17 protein-coding genes are annotated in these 18723 nt (G+C 30.6%); 6 read left to right on the top strand and 11 right to left on the bottom strand.

Annotated features, from left to right (window positions below; genetic code table 4):
- Nucleotides 1-213: 213 nt before the first annotated feature.
- The 6 genes from guaB to SSYRP_RS05130 all read left to right on the top strand — a co-directional run bounded on the left by guaB (nt 214) and on the right by SSYRP_RS05130 (nt 5792).
- Nucleotides 214-1659 carry an IMP dehydrogenase gene (guaB, locus tag SSYRP_RS05155; RefSeq protein ID WP_016341239.1) on the top strand — a complete coding sequence of 482 codons (1446 nt, stop codon included), beginning with the start codon at nt 214-216 and terminating at the stop codon, nt 1657-1659.
- Between the two features lie 98 nt (nt 1660-1757).
- Complete coding sequence (rpmH, locus tag SSYRP_RS05150; RefSeq protein WP_408020053.1) at nt 1758-1898, top strand: 50S ribosomal protein L34; 141 nt, start codon at nt 1758-1760, stop codon at nt 1896-1898.
- A 39-nt stretch (nt 1899-1937) separates the two neighbouring features.
- Nucleotides 1938-2258: a ribonuclease P protein component gene (rnpA, locus tag SSYRP_RS05145; RefSeq protein WP_016341238.1), complete on the top strand. Its 321-nt coding sequence runs from the start codon at nt 1938-1940 to the stop codon at nt 2256-2258.
- Nucleotides 2259-2283: 25 nt separating this feature from the next.
- Entirely contained in the window at nt 2284-3555 is a 1272-nt protein-coding gene (yidC, locus tag SSYRP_RS05140; protein ID WP_016341237.1) for a membrane protein insertase YidC, read from the top strand.
- A 99-nt stretch (nt 3556-3654) separates the two neighbouring features.
- Nucleotides 3655-5010: a tRNA uridine-5-carboxymethylaminomethyl(34) synthesis GTPase MnmE gene (gene mnmE / locus SSYRP_RS05135; protein ID WP_016341236.1), complete on the top strand. Its 1356-nt coding sequence runs from the start codon at nt 3655-3657 to the stop codon at nt 5008-5010.
- Nucleotides 5011-5018: 8 nt separating this feature from the next.
- The gene (locus tag SSYRP_RS05130; RefSeq protein ID WP_016341235.1) at nt 5019-5792 is read left to right on the top strand and encodes a TatD family hydrolase; all 774 of its coding nucleotides are present in this window, start codon (nt 5019-5021) and stop codon (nt 5790-5792) included.
- A gap of 29 nt (nt 5793-5821) precedes the next feature.
- Here the strand turns inward: SSYRP_RS05130 and SSYRP_RS05125 are convergent, their stop codons facing one another.
- The 11 genes from SSYRP_RS05125 to mreB (SSYRP_RS05075) form a co-directional block, all read right to left on the bottom strand.
- Nucleotides 5822-6757 (bottom strand): DHH family phosphoesterase, encoded by a 936-nt coding sequence (locus tag SSYRP_RS05125; protein WP_016341234.1) that lies wholly within the window; start codon nt 6755-6757, stop codon nt 5822-5824.
- Nucleotides 6758-6767: 10 nt separating this feature from the next.
- On the bottom strand, nt 6768-9446 hold the full coding sequence (locus tag SSYRP_RS05120; RefSeq protein WP_016341233.1) for a PhnE/PtxC family ABC transporter permease: 2679 nt from the start codon (nt 9444-9446) through the stop codon (nt 6768-6770).
- Between the two features lie 2 nt (nt 9447-9448).
- Entirely contained in the window at nt 9449-10240 is a 792-nt protein-coding gene (phnC, locus tag SSYRP_RS05115; RefSeq protein ID WP_016341232.1) for a phosphonate ABC transporter ATP-binding protein, read from the bottom strand.
- A 15-nt stretch (nt 10241-10255) separates the two neighbouring features.
- Nucleotides 10256-11482: a PhnD/SsuA/transferrin family substrate-binding protein gene (locus SSYRP_RS05110; RefSeq protein WP_016341231.1), complete on the bottom strand. Its 1227-nt coding sequence runs from the start codon at nt 11480-11482 to the stop codon at nt 10256-10258.
- Nucleotides 11483-11737: 255 nt separating this feature from the next.
- Nucleotides 11738-12796 (bottom strand): rod shape-determining protein, encoded by a 1059-nt coding sequence (gene mreB / locus SSYRP_RS05105; protein WP_016341230.1) that lies wholly within the window; start codon nt 12794-12796, stop codon nt 11738-11740.
- A gap of 82 nt (nt 12797-12878) precedes the next feature.
- Nucleotides 12879-13928 (bottom strand): rod shape-determining protein, encoded by a 1050-nt coding sequence (gene mreB, locus SSYRP_RS05100; RefSeq protein WP_016341229.1) that lies wholly within the window; start codon nt 13926-13928, stop codon nt 12879-12881.
- A gap of 222 nt (nt 13929-14150) precedes the next feature.
- A complete protein-coding gene (locus tag SSYRP_RS05095; protein ID WP_016341228.1) occupies nt 14151-14693 on the bottom strand; it encodes a helix-turn-helix domain-containing protein in 543 nt (180 codons plus the stop codon).
- Nucleotides 14693-15289 carry an NAD(P)-dependent oxidoreductase gene (locus SSYRP_RS05090; protein WP_016341227.1) on the bottom strand — a complete coding sequence of 199 codons (597 nt, stop codon included), beginning with the start codon at nt 15287-15289 and terminating at the stop codon, nt 14693-14695. Before SSYRP_RS05090 ends, SSYRP_RS05095 begins: the two co-directional genes overlap by 1 nt.
- Nucleotides 15290-15393: 104 nt before the next feature.
- Entirely contained in the window at nt 15394-16119 is a 726-nt protein-coding gene (locus SSYRP_RS05085) for a lipoprotein (protein ID WP_016341226.1), read from the bottom strand.
- Nucleotides 16120-16269: 150 nt separating this feature from the next.
- The gene (mreB, locus tag SSYRP_RS05080) at nt 16270-17328 is read right to left on the bottom strand and encodes a rod shape-determining protein (RefSeq protein WP_016339399.1); all 1059 of its coding nucleotides are present in this window, start codon (nt 17326-17328) and stop codon (nt 16270-16272) included.
- 246 nt (nt 17329-17574) lie between these two features.
- Entirely contained in the window at nt 17575-18621 is a 1047-nt protein-coding gene (gene mreB / locus SSYRP_RS05075) for a rod shape-determining protein (protein ID WP_016341225.1), read from the bottom strand.
- Nucleotides 18622-18723: the final 102 nt, after the last annotated feature.

Below are 18723 nucleotides of genomic sequence, written 5' to 3'. Positions count from 1 at the left end.
AAAACTATTTTTTAATTGTGGAAAACAAATAATTACAAAAGAAGGTTTATTATTAGGATATTTTACGATATAATAATTTAAATTTATATGGTTCCTATATAAACTAGAAATGTGCTCTAGTGTCTCTACGATTGGCAAAAAATCACTATAGGCTTCTGAAAACTGAGGATTTCTTCTTTATATTTGCGATGTAATTTTGAAAGGAGAAAGATTATGCGTATTAAAAAAGCATATACATTTGATGATTTATTATTAGTACCCCAAAAGTCAACAATTTTACCTCATCAAATTGATTTAAAAACAAAGATCACTAAAAATATTGAATTAAATATTCCATTTTTATCGGCTGCAATGGATACTGTAACAGAGTCAAAAATGGCGATTGCTGTTGCTCGTGAGGGTGGAATTGGCATTATTCATAAAAATTTAACAATTGAACAACAAGCAAAAGAAGTTGAATTAGTAAAACGAAATGAATCAGGTTTTATTATTAATCCAATTACCTTGTTACCAACAATGTCAGTTCAAGCTGCCGCAGATATTATGATGCAATATAAAATTTCTGGTTTACCAGTTGTTGATGAAAATAAAAAATTATTAGGGATTATTACTAACCGCGATATTAAGACATGTGAGGATTATCGTGAACCTGTAAGCAAGTTTATGACATCAAAAAATTTAATTACAACCTCTGAAGATATTTCAATGGAAAAAGCTAAAAGTATTTTATTACAAAATCGTATTGAAAAGCTACCAATTATTAATAACGAAAATATTTTAACAGGCTTAATTACAATTAAAGATATTAATAATCGCGAAGAATATCCTAATGCTTGTAAAGATGCAAAAGGTCAGTTACGAGTAGGAGCAGCTGTTGGGGTTGGAAATGATACAATTGATCGTGTTAAAGCATTGGTTGATAAAAATGTTGATTTAATTGTTGTTGATTCAGCACATGGTCACAGTGAAGGAATTTTAATGATGGTCAAAAAAATTCGTGAGCAATTTCCAAACTTGGATATTATTGCTGGTAATATTGTCACTGCCCAAGCGGCAAAAGATTTAATTACCGCTGGTGTTAGTGGTTTAAAAGTTGGAGTTGGCCCAGGAAGTATCTGTACAACAAGAGTTGTAGCCGGAGTTGGAGTGCCACAAATTACAGCAATTAATGATGTCTATCAATTAGCAAAAGAACATGGTATTCCAGTTATTGCCGATGGAGGAATTAAATACTCTGGTGATGTTGTTAAAGCGTTAGCAGCAGGAGCAAATGCTGTTATGATGGGATCAATTTTTGCCTCAACTTTAGAAGCACCAGGAGAAGAAGTAATTCTTGATGGCCGAAAATACAAGTCATATATGGGAATGGGTTCATTAACAGCTATGAAAAAAGGGAGTGCTGATCGTTATTTCCAAGATAGTAAGAAAAAATTAGTTGCCGAAGGGGTTGAAGGTTTAGTCTTATTAAAAGGGAAAGTTAGTGACATTATTTTCCAATTTGTTGGTGGTGTCCGTAGTGGTTTTGGTTATTGTGGAGCTAAAACAATTGAAGTTTTACAAGAAACAGCCGAATTTGTTGAAATTTCAGCTAATGGCCTAAAAGAATCACATCCCCATGATGTTGTGATTACAAAATCACCGCCAAATTACACAAAATAACAGGAAAAAAATTTAATAAAATCGTATCTTTTAATTGATATTTTTTCGCATTTCCGATATTATTTATATGATGTCTTAGTTATGTAAATAAGGAGGTGTTGAGAATGAAAAGAACATGGCAACCAAGTAAAATCAAGCATAAGAGAACTCATGGTTTTAGAGCAAGAATGCAATCTGCAACAGGACGAAAGTTATTAAGTAGAAGAAGATTAAAAGGAAGAAAAGTATTATCAGCTTAATGTTTGGTAATATTTTGTTTTTTTATTTCATAGTGTAATGTGAAAAAAAAATATATAGTTAAAAAAAACCATGAGTTTCAGGAAATTATTGGGCTACGTGTTTTTATCAAAACCGATCCTTATTATATTTATTTTCGTAAAAATAATTTAAATTATCCTCGTTTCGGAATTTCAGTTGGAAAAAAACTAGGGAATGCTGTGCTTAGAAATAAAGTTAGACGGCAAATTCGTAGTATGATTACGATTGATCCGAATTTAAATATTCAAGGTTATGATTATATTATTATTGTTAAAAAGAATTATTTTAAAAATAGCTACTTTATAAATAAAGAAGTTTTATTAAAGAATCTTAAAAAATAGTATTTAGTAGAAAAGGAGCAAACATATGAACTATCGTGATTATATATTTACAGATGGCAAAAGAGTTCGAAAACCATGATATTCATTAGCATGAAAATGAACTAAAATTGTTTTATATCTTTTTTTACTAATTTCAATGCTATGAGGTTGTGGAATGATGATGGTTCCAAAATATAATTATTGAACTATTATGGATGCAACAGGCCAAAATGTTTATAAACCAGGGGTTTTCTTTGAAATCTTAGTTGGTTTGGGGGCTAATATTGGGAAAGAGCACTTCTTCCATGTTGTTAATGGTCAATTATATGAATATGGTTACTTAGGAATTAGAACATGAGCAGAAGCATTTACAAAAACAGCTTCACCGTTCTATGGTTTCTTCGTTTTCCCAATTGCCTGATTAATGGTTAACTTAATTAATGGGTTTGGTGGTTTATCAAATGGAGCCGGAATTATTGGAGCCATCTTTTTAACATCATTGCTAGTTCGTTTAATTACTTTGATGTTCAGTTGAAAAGCACAGAAAAATCAGGATAAAATGCAGTTAATGCAAATTAAACAAGCCGAGATTCAAGCGAAATATAAAAACTCAAATGATCCCGCGGCAAAGCAAAAGCAGCAAATGGAAATGATGCAGCTCTATCGGAAGGAAGGGGTTTCCCCATTATCAACAATTGGAGCTTCATTCTTATCAATTCCATTCTTAATTGCGATGTTTACCGTTGTTAAAGCAACTCGTGATTTAAAAATTGCATCAATTGGTCAAATCTCATTAATTGAAAAGCCATGAGATATGATTCAAAGTGGAAACTTTATTTATCTATTATTATTGCTTGTTTATTTACCAATTCAAATTGTGTCAATGATTCTACCAACAATTCTAAATTTACGGAAAACAAAGGTAATTTCAAAAGAACAGAAAAAAGCTCGTAAACGTCAGTTTATTATGCAAGGGGTAATGATTATAGTCTTCTTTGTTGTTACAATTACAATTGCGGCAGGGGTAACAATTTACTGGATTTTCTCAGCCTTTATTCAAATTCTCCAAACATTAGCCTTTCACTTTATCCGTATTCATCGTAAAACAAAAAAACGCGATGGTTCAACAACTTCGAAGTTTAAACAAATGTTTAGTAGAAAAACTAAATTACAAACACCAGATGGAATTATTATTCCAACTAATGTAACAAAGACAAAACAAGTTAAAAAAGTTAATAAAGCAACTTATCAGCCAGTTAAAAAGAAAACGAAGTTCTCTTTAGGACAAGATAAGAAAAAGAAAAAAGATAATAAATAAATTTAAAGCGTTTTAGAAATAAATTTCTAAAACGCTTTTTGTTATAATCATACTAATATTTGATATAATAAGGAAAATAAAGGGAAAGCGAGACAGAAAATGATTAATGATACTATAGTAGCCCCAGCAACGGCCTTAGTGAAGCAAGCAGTTGCTATTATCCGCTTATCAGGACCAGATGCTTATCAGCTTATAAATAAGGTTTTTTCAAAACAAGTGGAAAAAAAACAAAATCAAATTACATTTGGTTACATTAAAGATGATAGTAAAGTAATTGATCAAGTTTTAATAATGTCTTTTGTTGCTCCACATTCTTTTACTGGTGAAGATGTAATTGAAATTAACTGCCATGGGGGTGTTTTAGTAACAACCCAAATTATTAGTTTATTAATTAAAAAAGGGGCCCGTTTTGCTAATCCAGGAGAATTTTCTCAGCGGGCTTTTTTAAACAATAAAATTAATTTAATCCAAGCGGAAGCAATTAATGATTTAGTTAATGCTACAAATGAAACTAGCTTAAAATTTGCAATGAATAACTTGCAAAATAGTAATTTACATTTAATTAAAAAATATCGCGATCAATTATTAGATATCATTGCAAATATTGAAGTTAATATTGACTATCCAGAATATGATGGTGTTGGGGATGTCAGTGCCGAAGAATTAACCGAAAAATTAGTATCATTAAAAGCAGAAATTACGCGAATTATTAAGTTAAGTAAAATTGGGAAAATTATTAACGATGGAATTAATGTTTTAATATTAGGAGAACCAAATGTTGGGAAATCATCGTTATTAAATGCTTTAATGCAAGAAGAAAAAGCAATTGTTTCAAATGAAGCGGGAACAACGCGTGATATTGTTGAAGGAAAAATTAATTTAGGACCGCTGACATTGAATATTATTGATACAGCTGGAATTCGTGAGACTGTCAATGAAATTGAAAAAATTGGAATTAGTAAAGCAAAAAATGAAATTAGTCGTGCGGATTTAGTTTTAATTGTAATTGATAGTAGTCGAGAGCTATCTTTAGACACAAAAGAATTGTTGACACTAACAGCAGATAAACAGCGGATTATTGTCTTCAATAAGATTGATTTAATTGATCCAACAAAATTGGTTCTAGAAAACTTTAAAAATGAACGAATTGCCTTAATTTCAACGATTAATAATAACATTGAAACATTAGTTAATCAAATTATGGAAAGTTATCATTTTGAAGAATTAACAAAAGATGACAGTTTGGTTTTAGCAAATTTAAATCAAATTTCTTTGTTAGAGAAAGTAGAAAACTTTATTAAAAATGCTTATAATAATATTGTTAATAACTATCCAGTTGATATTGTTAATGTGGATTTACATAGTGCATGATATTTACTAGGAGATTTAATTGGAGAGAATTACGATGACAATTTACTAAATACAATGTTTAGTAAGTATTGTCTAGGAAAGTAGGGGAAAAGATGCAAGGGATATTTGACACACACTGTCATTTAATGTCAGAGGAATATAAAGATGAAGAAACAGCATTAATTTTGGAAGATGCCAAATTTAGTGGGGTAAAATGATTTAACAATGTTGGTTATGATATCGAATCAAGTAAAAAAGCAATTCAAGCAGCAAATGAATTTGATTTTGTTTATGCAACAATCGGAATTCATCCAACAGATGTTGCTCGTTATGGGGCAGAAGATTTAAAGGATTTAGATAAATTATTAAATAATAGTAAAGTTATTGCTGTTGGTGAAATTGGGTTAGATTATTACCATAAGCATGTTAGTCATGATTTACAAAAAGAGTGATTTATTAAGCAGTTACATCTTGCTAAAAAACATGATTTACCTGTTGCAATTCATTGTCGTGATGCATATGAAGAATGCTTACATATTTTAAAAACCGAAAAAATTACAAAAGGTTTAATGCATTGTTATTCTGGTGATGTTGAGACTGCTAAAAAGTTTTTAGATTTAGGATTTTATATATCTTTCTCTGGGACAGTTACTTTTAAAAATGCTAATCAATTGCGAGAAGTTGCAAAAATGGTTCCACTGGATAAAATTTTAGTGGAAACTGATGCACCATATTTAACTCCTGATCCATACCGGGGACAAAAAAACTATCCGAAATATATTGCTTATACAGTTGCTCAAATTGCTAAAATAAAAGATATTCCGGTTAGTGAAATGATTCGTATTACAACAAAAAATGCTTTAAAAGTTTTTAATATTAAGGAATAAAAAAAGCTCTTCTTACTGAAGAACTTTTTTTATTTTAATAATGTTGTTGCTTCTTGAATTACTAGCTCAACGCTAGCTCAATCATAGACTTTTGCGCCAGCCGCAACTTGGTGGCCTCCACCATTAAATTTGCTGGCAATTTTATTAACAGCAAAATAACGTGAACGAAATTCAATCCGGATATAGTCCTTACTTTCAACAAACATCATTCATATTTTGGCTCCTTTAATATCACCAAGAATATTAACTCATAAGGCAATTTGATGCGGATTTTGGGCTTTAAACTCTTTAAGTAACTCTTTAGTAATCTTAATATAAGCTAACCCTTCTGGTGTTAAGGTGAAATTAGATAGAATATAACCTTTTAGTCGAGCTAAGTTAGGATTAATGGCATAAATTTCATCATAAGCAGCAGATAAATCAAATTTTGCTTTAGTTAAATGATAGGCCATTGCAAATGTTCGTTCTGATACTGAGCGGTATAAAAATCGTTCAGTATCAGTTACCAATCCTAAAAATAATAAGTGGGCAGCTGTTGGTGATAATTTTAAATTTGTTGTTGTAATAAAATCTGTTAGTAATTCACATGTTGCTGGATAACTAGCATCAACAACCATTACATCACCATATTGGTCAAGATTAGGATGATGATCAATTTTAACAACCAATTTTGCTGTTGTTAACCATTTTTCATTTTCCAAATCAATCCGTCCTGTTGTTGCCGTATCAGTAATTAAAACAACGGCATCTTTAAAATCTTTTTCTTGTAATTGATCCATTTGACCAATAAAAGATAGTTCTGTTGGTAATTTTCCCCCAACTAAAACTTTTTTAGTTGGGAAATTATCATTTAATAGTGCTTTAAGCCCTAATTGACTTCCTAATGCATCACAATCGGGTTCAATATGGCGCAAAATAATAAAATTATCATGCTCTTTTAAAATTTTTAAAAGTTGTTCAAACATATACTTCTCCTTAAATATGACTTAATTTTTTATGTTTACTTGTTGCCTTAACTAATTGGCAATCAAGACGGAATTGCTTCCATAATTCTCAGCGTTCTTTACACTTACTATTATTTTTTCAATCTTTTTTAAATTTTACTTTTAATTGTTTGATTTGATTATCTTGTTTTAATTTGATTTGTGTTATTTCATAATGACGAGTTTCTTTCACTTTTTTAATTGCCTTAAGATATTGGTCATTATGTTCTTTCACAAGTTCTTTTAAATTATCCGTTGTTTTATCAGCTTTAATATTAAAGGTTTGACAGTAACTTAATTGATAAGCTTTTGTTCAACTAATTTTTTCAGCTTGTTTTATTTTTCAAGCTGTTCGGAAAATATTGATGTTTGTTAAAACATACAAGGCTTTCAATTCATTAAAAGCAATATCTGTTGTTGTTTGACCAAGCATTTTGGCATTAATCGCATAACTAGGGGCTTCTGAACGTCGAATTACTTTTTTTAATCAATGTATTGTTTTGGGATCACGGTTATAGTTAATTTTGTCCCGAACAACGTTTGAAAGTCACTCTAATAATAATGAGACAATAATAATTCCAAATAGTAATGCTCCAAAGTCTTCGAATAATCCACTGTTAAAGTATGCTTGTAGGACATATCCCATATGTCCAGCTCCAACAATTCCTAATAGTGTGGCTTCTTTAATATTAATTTCAAAACGATAGATAATTCATGACATAATTCCAGAATTAACTTGTGGTAAAACCCCATAACGGAATTTTTGGCCGTTTGTTAACCCAGTTGCGGCTAATGTTTTAACAATATTCATGTCAACATCATCAAACATTTCTCGAATATATTTTGACAGCATTCCAGCTGTTGCAATTGCTAACGCTAATGCGCCAGTAAATTCCCCAATACCTGTTAAGGAAATAAGAATAATAGCATATAAATATGATGGAATTGGACGAATAACAGTTGCAATAACAACAAAGATTTTTGCGACATATTTATTAACAACATTTTCCGACCCCAAAGTTCCTAAGATTAAGGCAATAATAACTCCAATAAAAGTCCCAACGGCAGCAATCATAATTGTCTCTCAAATTAAATAAATTACTGAGTAGGGAACCATTTCACCAAGGCTATTTTCTGTCCCAAATAAGGTTCATCAGGAAATATCGAACATACGGGCCAGGTTTTTTAGTGTTTGGGCAATTGTTTCCGAATTTGCTAATCCTCATTCAATTGTTGTTAAAGAATAGATAAATAAACTAAACATTATTGTTAGTAAAACAACTCTTTTAATTCAACCAAATGGCTGTTTTTGATAAACTTTTTCAACAGTTAAGTTGGCAATAAATTCATCATGTTTTAAGTTTATTGCTTCTTTTGTTTCTTGTAATAATTTTTGTTTTTGATAAGTCATTTCAACTGCAAATTCTGCTAAATAGACTTTATCATAGCGAACTAATTGTCCAACTTTTTCACTATAGATAAATCATTTTTTTGGTGTGGCTGGATAAGCAGCTTTAATTTCAGCAAATTTTTGACGATCAAGTTCTAAATGTGCAAGGTAGTCTTTTTTTCCCTGGGCAATTAGATTTTGACGCTCTAGTTTTAAAGCTTGCTTTTCAATAATAAATTGTTCTTTTGTAATTGCTTTTTGCTGATATTGTTGATAAACATTTTTCTTTTTAAGTTTTCAATCAGCAAGAATAATTTCATGATAATAAAATAATAAATTATTTTTTCGTGTTCGACGAAGGGTCGGATTTAACATTTTTTTGCGTTCTTTTTCGTCTAAAATTTTATCTTGGTCAAAAATAACCCATTTTCGTAAAACATAGATTAAAATTTCTAAACAAACGATTGTTAAAATTAATAGAAATAATAATCAACCAACACGATCTCATTGCTGTAATTGGGCATTATTGTCGATTAAATTCCCAATTCCAACTTTGGCCACTAACCCGATAATTGAAATATAGCGAAGGTTAGTTTCCAAGGCATAAAAAACTGTTGATAAAATATGCGGAATTACTTGTGGTAAGATTGCGGCACGAAATGAACGGAAACGATTTGCTCCGGTTGCTAACATTGTTTCAAAAGGAGCCATTTTAACTTGCTCAATTTTGTCATATAGCATTTTCGCACTAATCGCAAAAGTAAAGATTGCGACAGCAATTGAAACAGTTAAGTTATTAAATCCAAAGAATCCAACCAAAATTAAAGCATACGCAAATGAAGGGATTGTTCGGAAAATTGCTAGAAGGATTTTACAAAAACGATTGAAAAAGGTGTTATTGATAATATTTTTTGAGGCCAGAATTGAAACTGGTACTGCAATAATAATTCCAATCACAGTTCCTGATAGCGCCATGACGATTGTATCTCAAATTGAAATAAATGAGCGCGCTAGGAAACTTTTTTGTTGGCCAATGGCCGGGATTTCTTTAAAAGAATTAAAATCCCAGTGTAATAATTCCTTAATTCGCTCTCCTAACCCAGTGAAACTAGTAAAAAATTCACCTCAGTCGGGACTAATAAATTGGAATCCTAAAATAACTAGGATTACAATAACTATAAATAAGGATCAGAAAAATATTTTCTTAGGGCGATAGACAGGGTGATGATTAATAACAAGGGGTTTTGTTGCTGAAAGGGCGGTTAGTTTACGACGAAACATTTTTATTCTGTTTTTTCATATGTCTCACCATAAATATCTTTTAATATTTCTGGTGTAACATCTTTTGCTTTTCCATCAAAAACAATTTCCCCAGCTTTAACCCCAACAATTCTTGTTGCATATTTTAAAGCTAATTCAACGTGGTGAATATTCATAATGACAATAATTTTTTCCTCTTCATTAATTCGTTTAAAATCATTCATTACTTGATTAGCCAAAATTGGGTCTAAGGCAGAAACTGGTTCATCGGCAATAATTAATTGCGGTTTTTGAGCCAATGTTCTAGCTAACGCAATTCGTTGTTGTTGCCCACCAGATAAGTTTTCGGCACGAATATATGCGCGATCAAGAATATGAAGTTTTTCTAATGAAGATAGGGCAATAATCTTATCTTTTTTAGTAAATCAACCAATCAAACTTTGTCAAAAGCCCATTTTTGCCACACGGGCATTTAAGACATTTTTTAAAACTGTTTGTTGGCCAATATTATTATAATCTTGGGACATTAAACCAATTTTTGTTCGTAATCGACGTAGTTTACGACCACTTAATTTATTTACTAGGTAGCTAACTTGCTCAACTTTACCAGCTTTATTTTTTTCATTCACGGTAATATTAATTGTTCCTGAATTAATAGTGTTCATTTTATTAATTGTTCTTAATAAGGTAGTTTTTCCTGCCCCTGATAACCCAATGACAGCAACAAATTCTCCTTCGGCAATTTCTAAATTAACATCTTTTAAGGCATGAACACCATTTGGCCAGACTTTATTAACATTTTCAAACTTTATCATTTCTATTTCCTTTGACTATGCAACATCTTTAATGATATCTGTAATATCTTTTAAAGTTTCGTTGGCTTTAGTATAAAGTGAGTCTAAGTTTGCTTCTCAAGCGCTAATTTCTGGGCCAGTTGCGTCATCAGCTGGTGAACTATAACTAGTATGGCTATAAACATCAAAGATGTTTTTATTATTTTTATCAGCAATTAAGTCTTTAAATGATGTACGAAGGTTAGCTAATAAATCACTGCGTCCTGAAAATCATTGACGTGAGTATTCAATTCCGTCATTTAAAATAGCATTACCTGCCCCAATAACAGCAACTTTGTCATAAGCTTTTTCGATGTCAGCATTATTTAAAATATCACGACGAATATCACCATAACCAACACCAATTGCTGCTTGTCCTGTTGCTAATGAACTAGCAATTTGGGTATAACTTTGTTGCTCTTGTTTTTGAGTATAAATTTGGGCAATTTCTTCAGGACTCATTCCTAATGTATTTTTCATTCATAATAATGGGTATAATACAGAAGCATTTGAAGTTGTTCCTTTTCCCATGAATAATTTTTTCTCATCCAGACCTTTTTTCAATAAATCAATTGTTGCAGTTTTATATTCTTCTGCTGTTGCAAATTTACTTAAGTCATAATGATTTTCTGCTAAGAAATCTTTATTAGCATAAATCAATGAACGATAGTATTGTGCTTCTTTTGTTTGATCTTCTAACAATTCACTAGCTTGATCTGGTGAAGTAATTTTATGTTGATCAGTAATTTCATTATAAGCTTTAGATATTCCTCATGAATCAGCTGGATCAATTTCTTTTGCTTCCGCTGCTCCTAAATCATCTTTAAAATAGTTTAAATCCGGAATCATTGAGGCACGAGCAGCAGATAATAAAACTCCCGCTTTGTCATAAGTTCCGTTTTCTTGTTTTGTACCACGGTAATTTGAATAAGTTCCTGTTGGTAGGAAAACTAAAGCTGTTTTACCATTTTTTAACGCTTCCCCAGCAGCTTCATAACTTGTTGAAGTTACAATTTTAATATTCATTGCAAAACTGCTATCTTTTTCTTTTAGTTTAGTTTTCAATAAATTTTCTAATGGTTTAACCGTTTTTAGAACTTCAATCGGATCACGAGAGGGGATAAAAGTAATAATTAAATTATTCCCACTATTACAAGCAACAACCGATGATGTTGCGGCTGTCATAATTGATGTTGTCGCAAGAACTGAAAGTATTTTTTTCATTAAGATAATCTCCTTTTAAAATTAATGTCCATTTTTCAAATAAACAAATAAAAAAACAACTTAGTTGCTAAAAATCTACTTTGTTCGATCTCTAATTAGTAAAAGTTGTTTTTGCATTGTTTAGTATCTCCCTGTAAGAAAACCTTACACCTTAATTTTAAATTAAAAAAAGCGAAATTAATACTTTTTTTCAAAAAAATTTGTAAAGATAAATAAAAAAAGATATTTAATTAAATATCTTTTCTTTGTGATTCATTATTTTCTTTTTTTACCAAGTGATGATAATAAATCTCTTTTTTGTCAGTCATATTTACCATTTTCAATGTTTTTCTTAATAACTTTTTCATACACTTTTGTACCTTCAATAACACAGTTTAATGGATCTGATGCAGTTCTTGTTGGTAATTGGAAGATATCAAAGAAGTATTTATCAATATTTCTAATTAATGCTCCCCCTCCACAGATTGTGATTCCATTACGCATGATATCTCCAGCTAATTCAGGTGGTGTATTTTCTAATAATTCAATTACTAAGTCTGTAACTTTTGAAAAGGCGTTTAATAAGACATTTCTGATTTCTTCTGAAGTAATTTTTGCTTCTTTTGGTAATCCTGAAACAATATCACGTCCATAAATTTGCATTGAACGTTCATTGTGGTATTTTACTAATGAACCGATTGAACGTTTAACGTCTTCAGCAGTTTTTTGTCCAATTGCAATGTTGTATTCTGAACGAATGTATTTACGAATATCATCATCGAAGTGGTTTCCAGCAACTTTAATTGATCTTGAAACTACGATATCTCCTGATGAGATAATAGCTAAATCAGTTGTTCCTCCACCGATATCGATAATTAAGTGACCTTGTGGTAAATCAATGTTGATTCCTGCTCCTAAAGCAGCCATTTTAGCTTCTTCTTCAATAATAACTAAGTCAGCTCCCATATCACGGGCAACATTTTTTAAGGCTTCTCTTTCTAATTCAGTAACTCCACTAGGACATGCTAGTAAAACAACTGAGTTTTTTCAAATGTTCATCATTTTCATTCTTGAGAAAATGTGTTTTAATAAATCTTGTGCAGCTTCCATATCTGCGATAACTCCATCAACTAATGGTGTTACCATTCTAATTTGATCATGTGTTTTTCCGATCATGTCATATGCACTTTTTCCTAATGCAACTAGGGTATTAGTTTTGTTGTCATATGCCATTAATGATGGTTCATTGTAGACAACTCCTTGTCCTGAAACATAAGCTAAAATATTAGCTGTTCCTAAATCAAGGGAAATAAATGGTCTAGAATCTGGTCTCACGCTATTTTCCTCCTTAATAATTTTTAAGTACCTTAATTACAATTTAATTAATAAATTGCGATAACTTTACACTAACTAAATTTTAGTAATTTAATTCTTTAGTGTGCATAGCTTCTTGTCTTAAAATATCAAAAATATCTGATTCGAATTTTTTAGTACCATTAATTACAGCTAATAATGGTTGTTCACCAATTTTTGCTGGTAATTGTAATGTATCTGTGAAGTAACGGTCGATTCCTTTAATTAAGGCTCCCCCTCCACAAATTGTAATTCCATTTCTGAAGATATCTCCAGCTAATTCAGGTGGTGTTTCTTCTAATACTTGAACTGTTAAGTCAATAATTCTTGAAACTGGTACTTTTAATACCTCTCTGATTTCTTCTGGTGTAACTTCGATTTCACGAGGTAATCCTGAAACAACGTCACGTCCATATACTTTCATTCTTCTTTCATCTGGATATTTTGATAATGATCCGATTTCAATTTTAATTTGTTCACCAGTTTTTGAACCAATTTCTAGTCCATATTGTGAACGAATGAATTTTTGAATTTCATCATTTAAATAGTTTCCAGCAACTTTAACTGATTTTGATAATACGATATCTCCTGAAGCAATAACAGCTATATCTGTTGTTCCCCCACCCATATCAACTACTAAGTTTCCAACAGGTTTGTAGATATCAACTCCTCCTCCAAGAGCAGCCATTTTAACTTCTTCTTCAACGAAGACTTTGTTTGCTCCTAGGTTAGTTGCGATTTTTTTCAACGCTGCTTTTTCCAATTCTGTAATTACAGATGGACAAGCTAATAACATAATTGAGTGACGTAATTGTTTTGAAATACGTAATTTTCCAAAGATGTATCTTAATTGAGCTTCAGTTGCTCTAATATCTGTAATAACTCCGTCAACCATTGGACGAACAATTCTAATTGATTTGTTTCCTTTACCAATCATTTTGTATGCTTCATTACCTACAGCAATAATTCTGTTTTCTTTAATTTTGTAAGCAACGATTGAAGGTTCGTTATAAACGATCCCTGACCCAGCAACGTATACTAAAGTATTAGCAGTTCCTAAGTCCATAGAAACGAAAGTTGGTTTTTTGTTTCCTGTACTATTAAATAGTGCCATTAATTTTTTCCTCCTACTACAATTAATAAAATATGTACTTTGACCTTTTTGTCAAAAAAATGAATTGCATGGCTTTATTCGTTTGAATATAAAGTATACAATACTAAAATATTATAACATATTTCCGGGAAAAAAGAAATTTAGTTTCTATTCAAATTAACAACATTATGTTTTAAGAAAGATTTTTTGTTTTTGATAAGTTATATTATAGCAGAAAGAAATTTATTTTTTAATTTCACCAGGAGAATAATGATAATGTTTTTTGAAACAACGGGCAAAGTAATGATAAGATTTAAAACCAACTCGAAAAGCAGCGTCGCTAATTGATAAACCATTTTGAATTAAAGTATGGGCTGCGGCTAACCGTTTTTCAATTAAATAGTTTATTGGTGTTGTCTGATAAACTTCTTTAAAGCGATGAACCAAATGATATTTATTAATACCAATATTATCAGCTAAGAAATCAAGATTAAGATCGTAGTAATAATTTTCACTTAAATATTGTTCTAACTCAACAATTCAGTTCGTTGTATATTGGTGTTGAGCTGTTGGAATATGAGTACAACCTTTACATGGGCGATAACTATTAGCAAAAGCTTCATCAATGTTTTCAAATATTATGCAATTTTTTTGTAACGGTTTTTTCGAATTACAAGTTACAAGGCAAAAAATTTTGGTGTTAAAATTACCATAGCAAAAAGAATCCTGATAAGTAGGATTTTTTGCTTTAATAATTTGATATTGTTCATTTGTTGCTAAGTTCATTAAAACTCCTCAATAATTGTAAAACGATGATGGATAAATTGGGAGTTAATAATTTCTGCTGCTAATGCTTTAGCCCCATTTGTATAACTTGCAAAACTAACACCACTAGCATTGTACAAAGCTTTATCACTGGCTGCTGCTAAATAGTTTCCACGAGGGTTAACATCTTGGAAATCTAAGGCAGGTGACATGTATGATCAAACAATGTCACTATTTTTAAATAATTCTAAAACTTTTGCATGGCCAAAGACAGCCGGGATTCATCCGCGCATTGCTTCTGGAAAAGCATTTTCTGGTGTATCAACTAACCGAGTGTTGTCTTTTGTCAATAATGAAGCAGCTCCACCACTTCAAACTACCCGTTGGTGATTGATTTTAGCCACGCTAATAATATTTTCGGCAATTACAACAAAATCTTCCACACTATTTGCACCAACTGTTGAGACAATTACATCAACACCATTAGCTTGTTCTTTTAACATGTTTAGATTTTTTGCATCACCATTAAAAGGTAATACGGTGATATTTTCTTTTGCAAGTTCAGTTGTTAGATGTTTTCCTAAACGACCTTGTGCTCCAACTAATAAAATTTTCATTTTTACGTCCTCCTTAAATATTTTATTGGTATGGTTATATCTTAACAGAGGGGAATAAAAATAATATGCACAATATTGCTGTTAACCTTAATAAAAAAATATTCTTAAGTTAGAATATTAATAATTATTGTAAATTTATCTTGTAAGATAATCATTACTTGGACCAGGCTATTAATTAATTGCTCAATTTTTCTATTTGCTTCCGAAGTTGATAAGAAATAGGGGATTAGATCAGGATATTTAACACTAATTTCTTCATTAATTAGTTTCTCATATTGATTTTTCATTTCTTTCTTGTACTCATTAATTTGACCAATATTATCGTAATTATAGGCAATACTAATTATGCCATTATGATAATTTGCTTCAAATAAAGCGCTAGGGGCTAAGGCCATAATAGGGTTATAAATTGATAAGTATAATAAAACCGTTCTTAAATATAACTGGTTGATTTTGTTATTATTGACAAAATTAACAATTGTTTCAAATCAAAATTTATTATTAAGAAGTTCTCAAATATCTAAAGTTTCTGGAACAGGGATATTTGAACTAACATTATTATTTGTTAATTGGTAAAAAGTAATATCAATTTTTTCATATTGGGCTGCATTCATATACTGGGCCATAAATCAGTAGAAGAATCATTTGTCATCATTAATTTCCCCACCTTTAAAAACGGGACCATAAATTGCACTATCAATTTTAGTTGAAAAAGTTCAACTTGCAAAAGATTGCTTGATTTTATAATCAATTGTTGAACAACTAACAACACTTACTACTGGCGCAGTTGAAATGGTAATTAATCCTAGTAAGGCCAGTATTTTTTTCATGTTCTTCTCCTCCCAATCTCATTTATTATTTAAATAATATCACATTTTTGAAAAGAAGGATTTTAGCTTTTAAGAAATCTGCTGAGGCATAAAAAAAGAACATCATATAAAACGTTTTATTATTTGTTTTATTTTGATGTTCAGTAGTTTTTATCGATTTTTTTTGTTTTCATCAATTAAGCGTTGACGAATATTTTTTTCATAAGCGATGCATCCATCAATTACAGCTGTTTGGCTGTTTTTAGCCACACGTACAGGAATTTTGAAGTAATCAGCAAAGTAGTCTTTCATTCCACTAATTTGTGAAGAACCTCCAGTAATAATAATTCCGTTAGCAACAGCGTCACCAGCTAATTCTGAAGGTGTTTTTTCTAACACATCAGTAACTAACTCAGTAATTGATGCAAAGATACTTACTAATAATTTTCTAATTTCAGTATCTGTAATTTCTGTTTCTTTTGGCATTCCAGTTACAACATCACGACCAAAGATTACCATTTTTTTTGAATCTTTTGTTTTAAACAATGATCCAATTTGTTTTTTAATTTGTTCTGAAGTCACAATTCCAATTGAGATTGTGTGTTTTGCACGAACAAATTTCATAATTTCTTCATCAATGTAATTTCCAGCAATTTTAATTGAACGACTTTCCACGATTCCACCAGCTGAGATAATTGCACAGCTTGATTTTCCTCCACCGATATCAAGAATGAATGTTCCTTTTGGGGCAAAAATATTTTCCCCAACTCCTAAGGCACTCATTAATGAGTCTTCTTCAACTTCAACAAAATCTGCTCCTAAGTTTTTACACATATCAATTAGTGCTTTTTTCTCTAAATCTGTTACTCCTTTTGGACAAGCAATTAAGACAATTGCTCCTTTTCATAAGTCAGCAACTCTTGCTTTATTACAGATATGTTGAATAAATTCCTCAGCAACACTTAAATCTGTAATTGCTCCATTTTTTAATGGGGTAAAGATCTCGATTTTATCGTGTGTTTTTCCAATTAATTTTTTGGCATCATCACCAATTGCAACTAATTTTTTTGTTCCAACTTCGTAAGCCATTACTGATGCTTCATTAAAAATAATCCCTTTACCTGAAATATAAGCGATTGATTTAGTTGTTCCTAAGTCAATTGCAATAAATTTTCTTGGTGGTCTTTGTTGGATGTTAAATGTTTGTTTTAATACATCTGTTATTGCCATTTTAGTAAATCTCCTTCCGACAGTTTATACTTAAATAAAATAATATAAATCTAGCATATTTTTTTTCACCATATATTTATCTCATATATAAGTTGAAATTAATTTTGCAACATTTACTCTCTAAAATAAAATTGCAAAAGTACACTAAGATTTTACCTTTTATTTTTAAAAAAGTATAGAAATTTTTACAATTATTTATATTTCTTACATTTTTTCCATAAAAATAAAAAAAAGTGCAAATGCACTTTACAGTTTATATTCTGTTGTATCAATTAATTCAATGCGTTCTACTAAAGCACCAAGTTTTTTCTCGTAAGTTTTGGCTCCTTCAATTACACACATTAATGGGTCGGTTGCTGTACGAACTTTTAATTGGAAAATTGATTCAAAGTATTTTACAATCCCTCTAATTAAAGCTCCTCCACCACAAATTGTAATTCCATTACGGATTACATCTCCCGCTAATTCTGGTGGTGTTTGTTCAAGTACTTCAACTAATAAATCAGTAATTCTTGAGAATGGTGCTAATAAAACGTTTTTAATTTCTTCTGGTTTTACTAATACTTCTCGTGGTAAACCAGTAATAATATCACGTCCAAAGACACGAACTGGTTTTTCATTTACTAATTTAATTAATGAACCAATATCTTTTTTGATTTGTTCTGCTGTTTTAATTCCGATTAAAACGTTGTATTCTGCCCGAATGTATTTTTGAATTTCTGCATCAAAATGGTTTCCAGCAACTTTAATTGAACGTGAAATAACAATATCTCCTGCTGATAAAATCGCAATATCAGTTGTTCCCCCACCAATATCAATTACTAAGTTACCTTGTGCTAAACCAATGTTGATTCCTGCTCCTAAAGCAGCTAGTTTTACTTCTTCCTCAACTAAAACATAACTTGCTCCCATATCTTTTGCAATTGCTTTTAATGCACTACGTTCTAATTCAGTAACTCCACTAGGACATGCTAAAACAACAATCGCGTTTTTTCAAATGTTTGATAATTTTAAACGTCCAAAAATGTGTTTTAGTAAATCTTGGGCTGCTTCCATATCTGAAATAACCCCGTCTACTAATGGTGTTACCATTCTAATGTGATCATGAGTTTTCCCAATCATTTTATAAGCTTCAGTCCCCAAGGCTATTAAAGAGTTAGTCAATGTATCATATGCCATTAATGACGGTTCATTATAGACAATTCCTTGCCCTGAAACATAAGCAATTGTATTTGCTGTTCCAAGATCTAGTGCTAGAAATGAGTACTCTTTTCCAAATTTATAATTAGCCATATTTATTAATGCCTCCTAATTTTCTAATTTAAATTTAATATTTTAAAATAATACTGTAATGTAATTATACTACAAAAATGGTATAAATATAAGGAAAAGTTT

Source organism: Spiroplasma syrphidicola EA-1 (assembly GCF_000400955.1).
Taxonomy (GTDB): Bacteria; Bacillota_I; Bacilli_A; order Mycoplasmatales; family Mycoplasmataceae; genus Spiroplasma; species Spiroplasma syrphidicola.
Note: the sequence above shows the minus strand (reverse complement) of the source record. Positions and strands in the feature narration are given on the sequence as shown.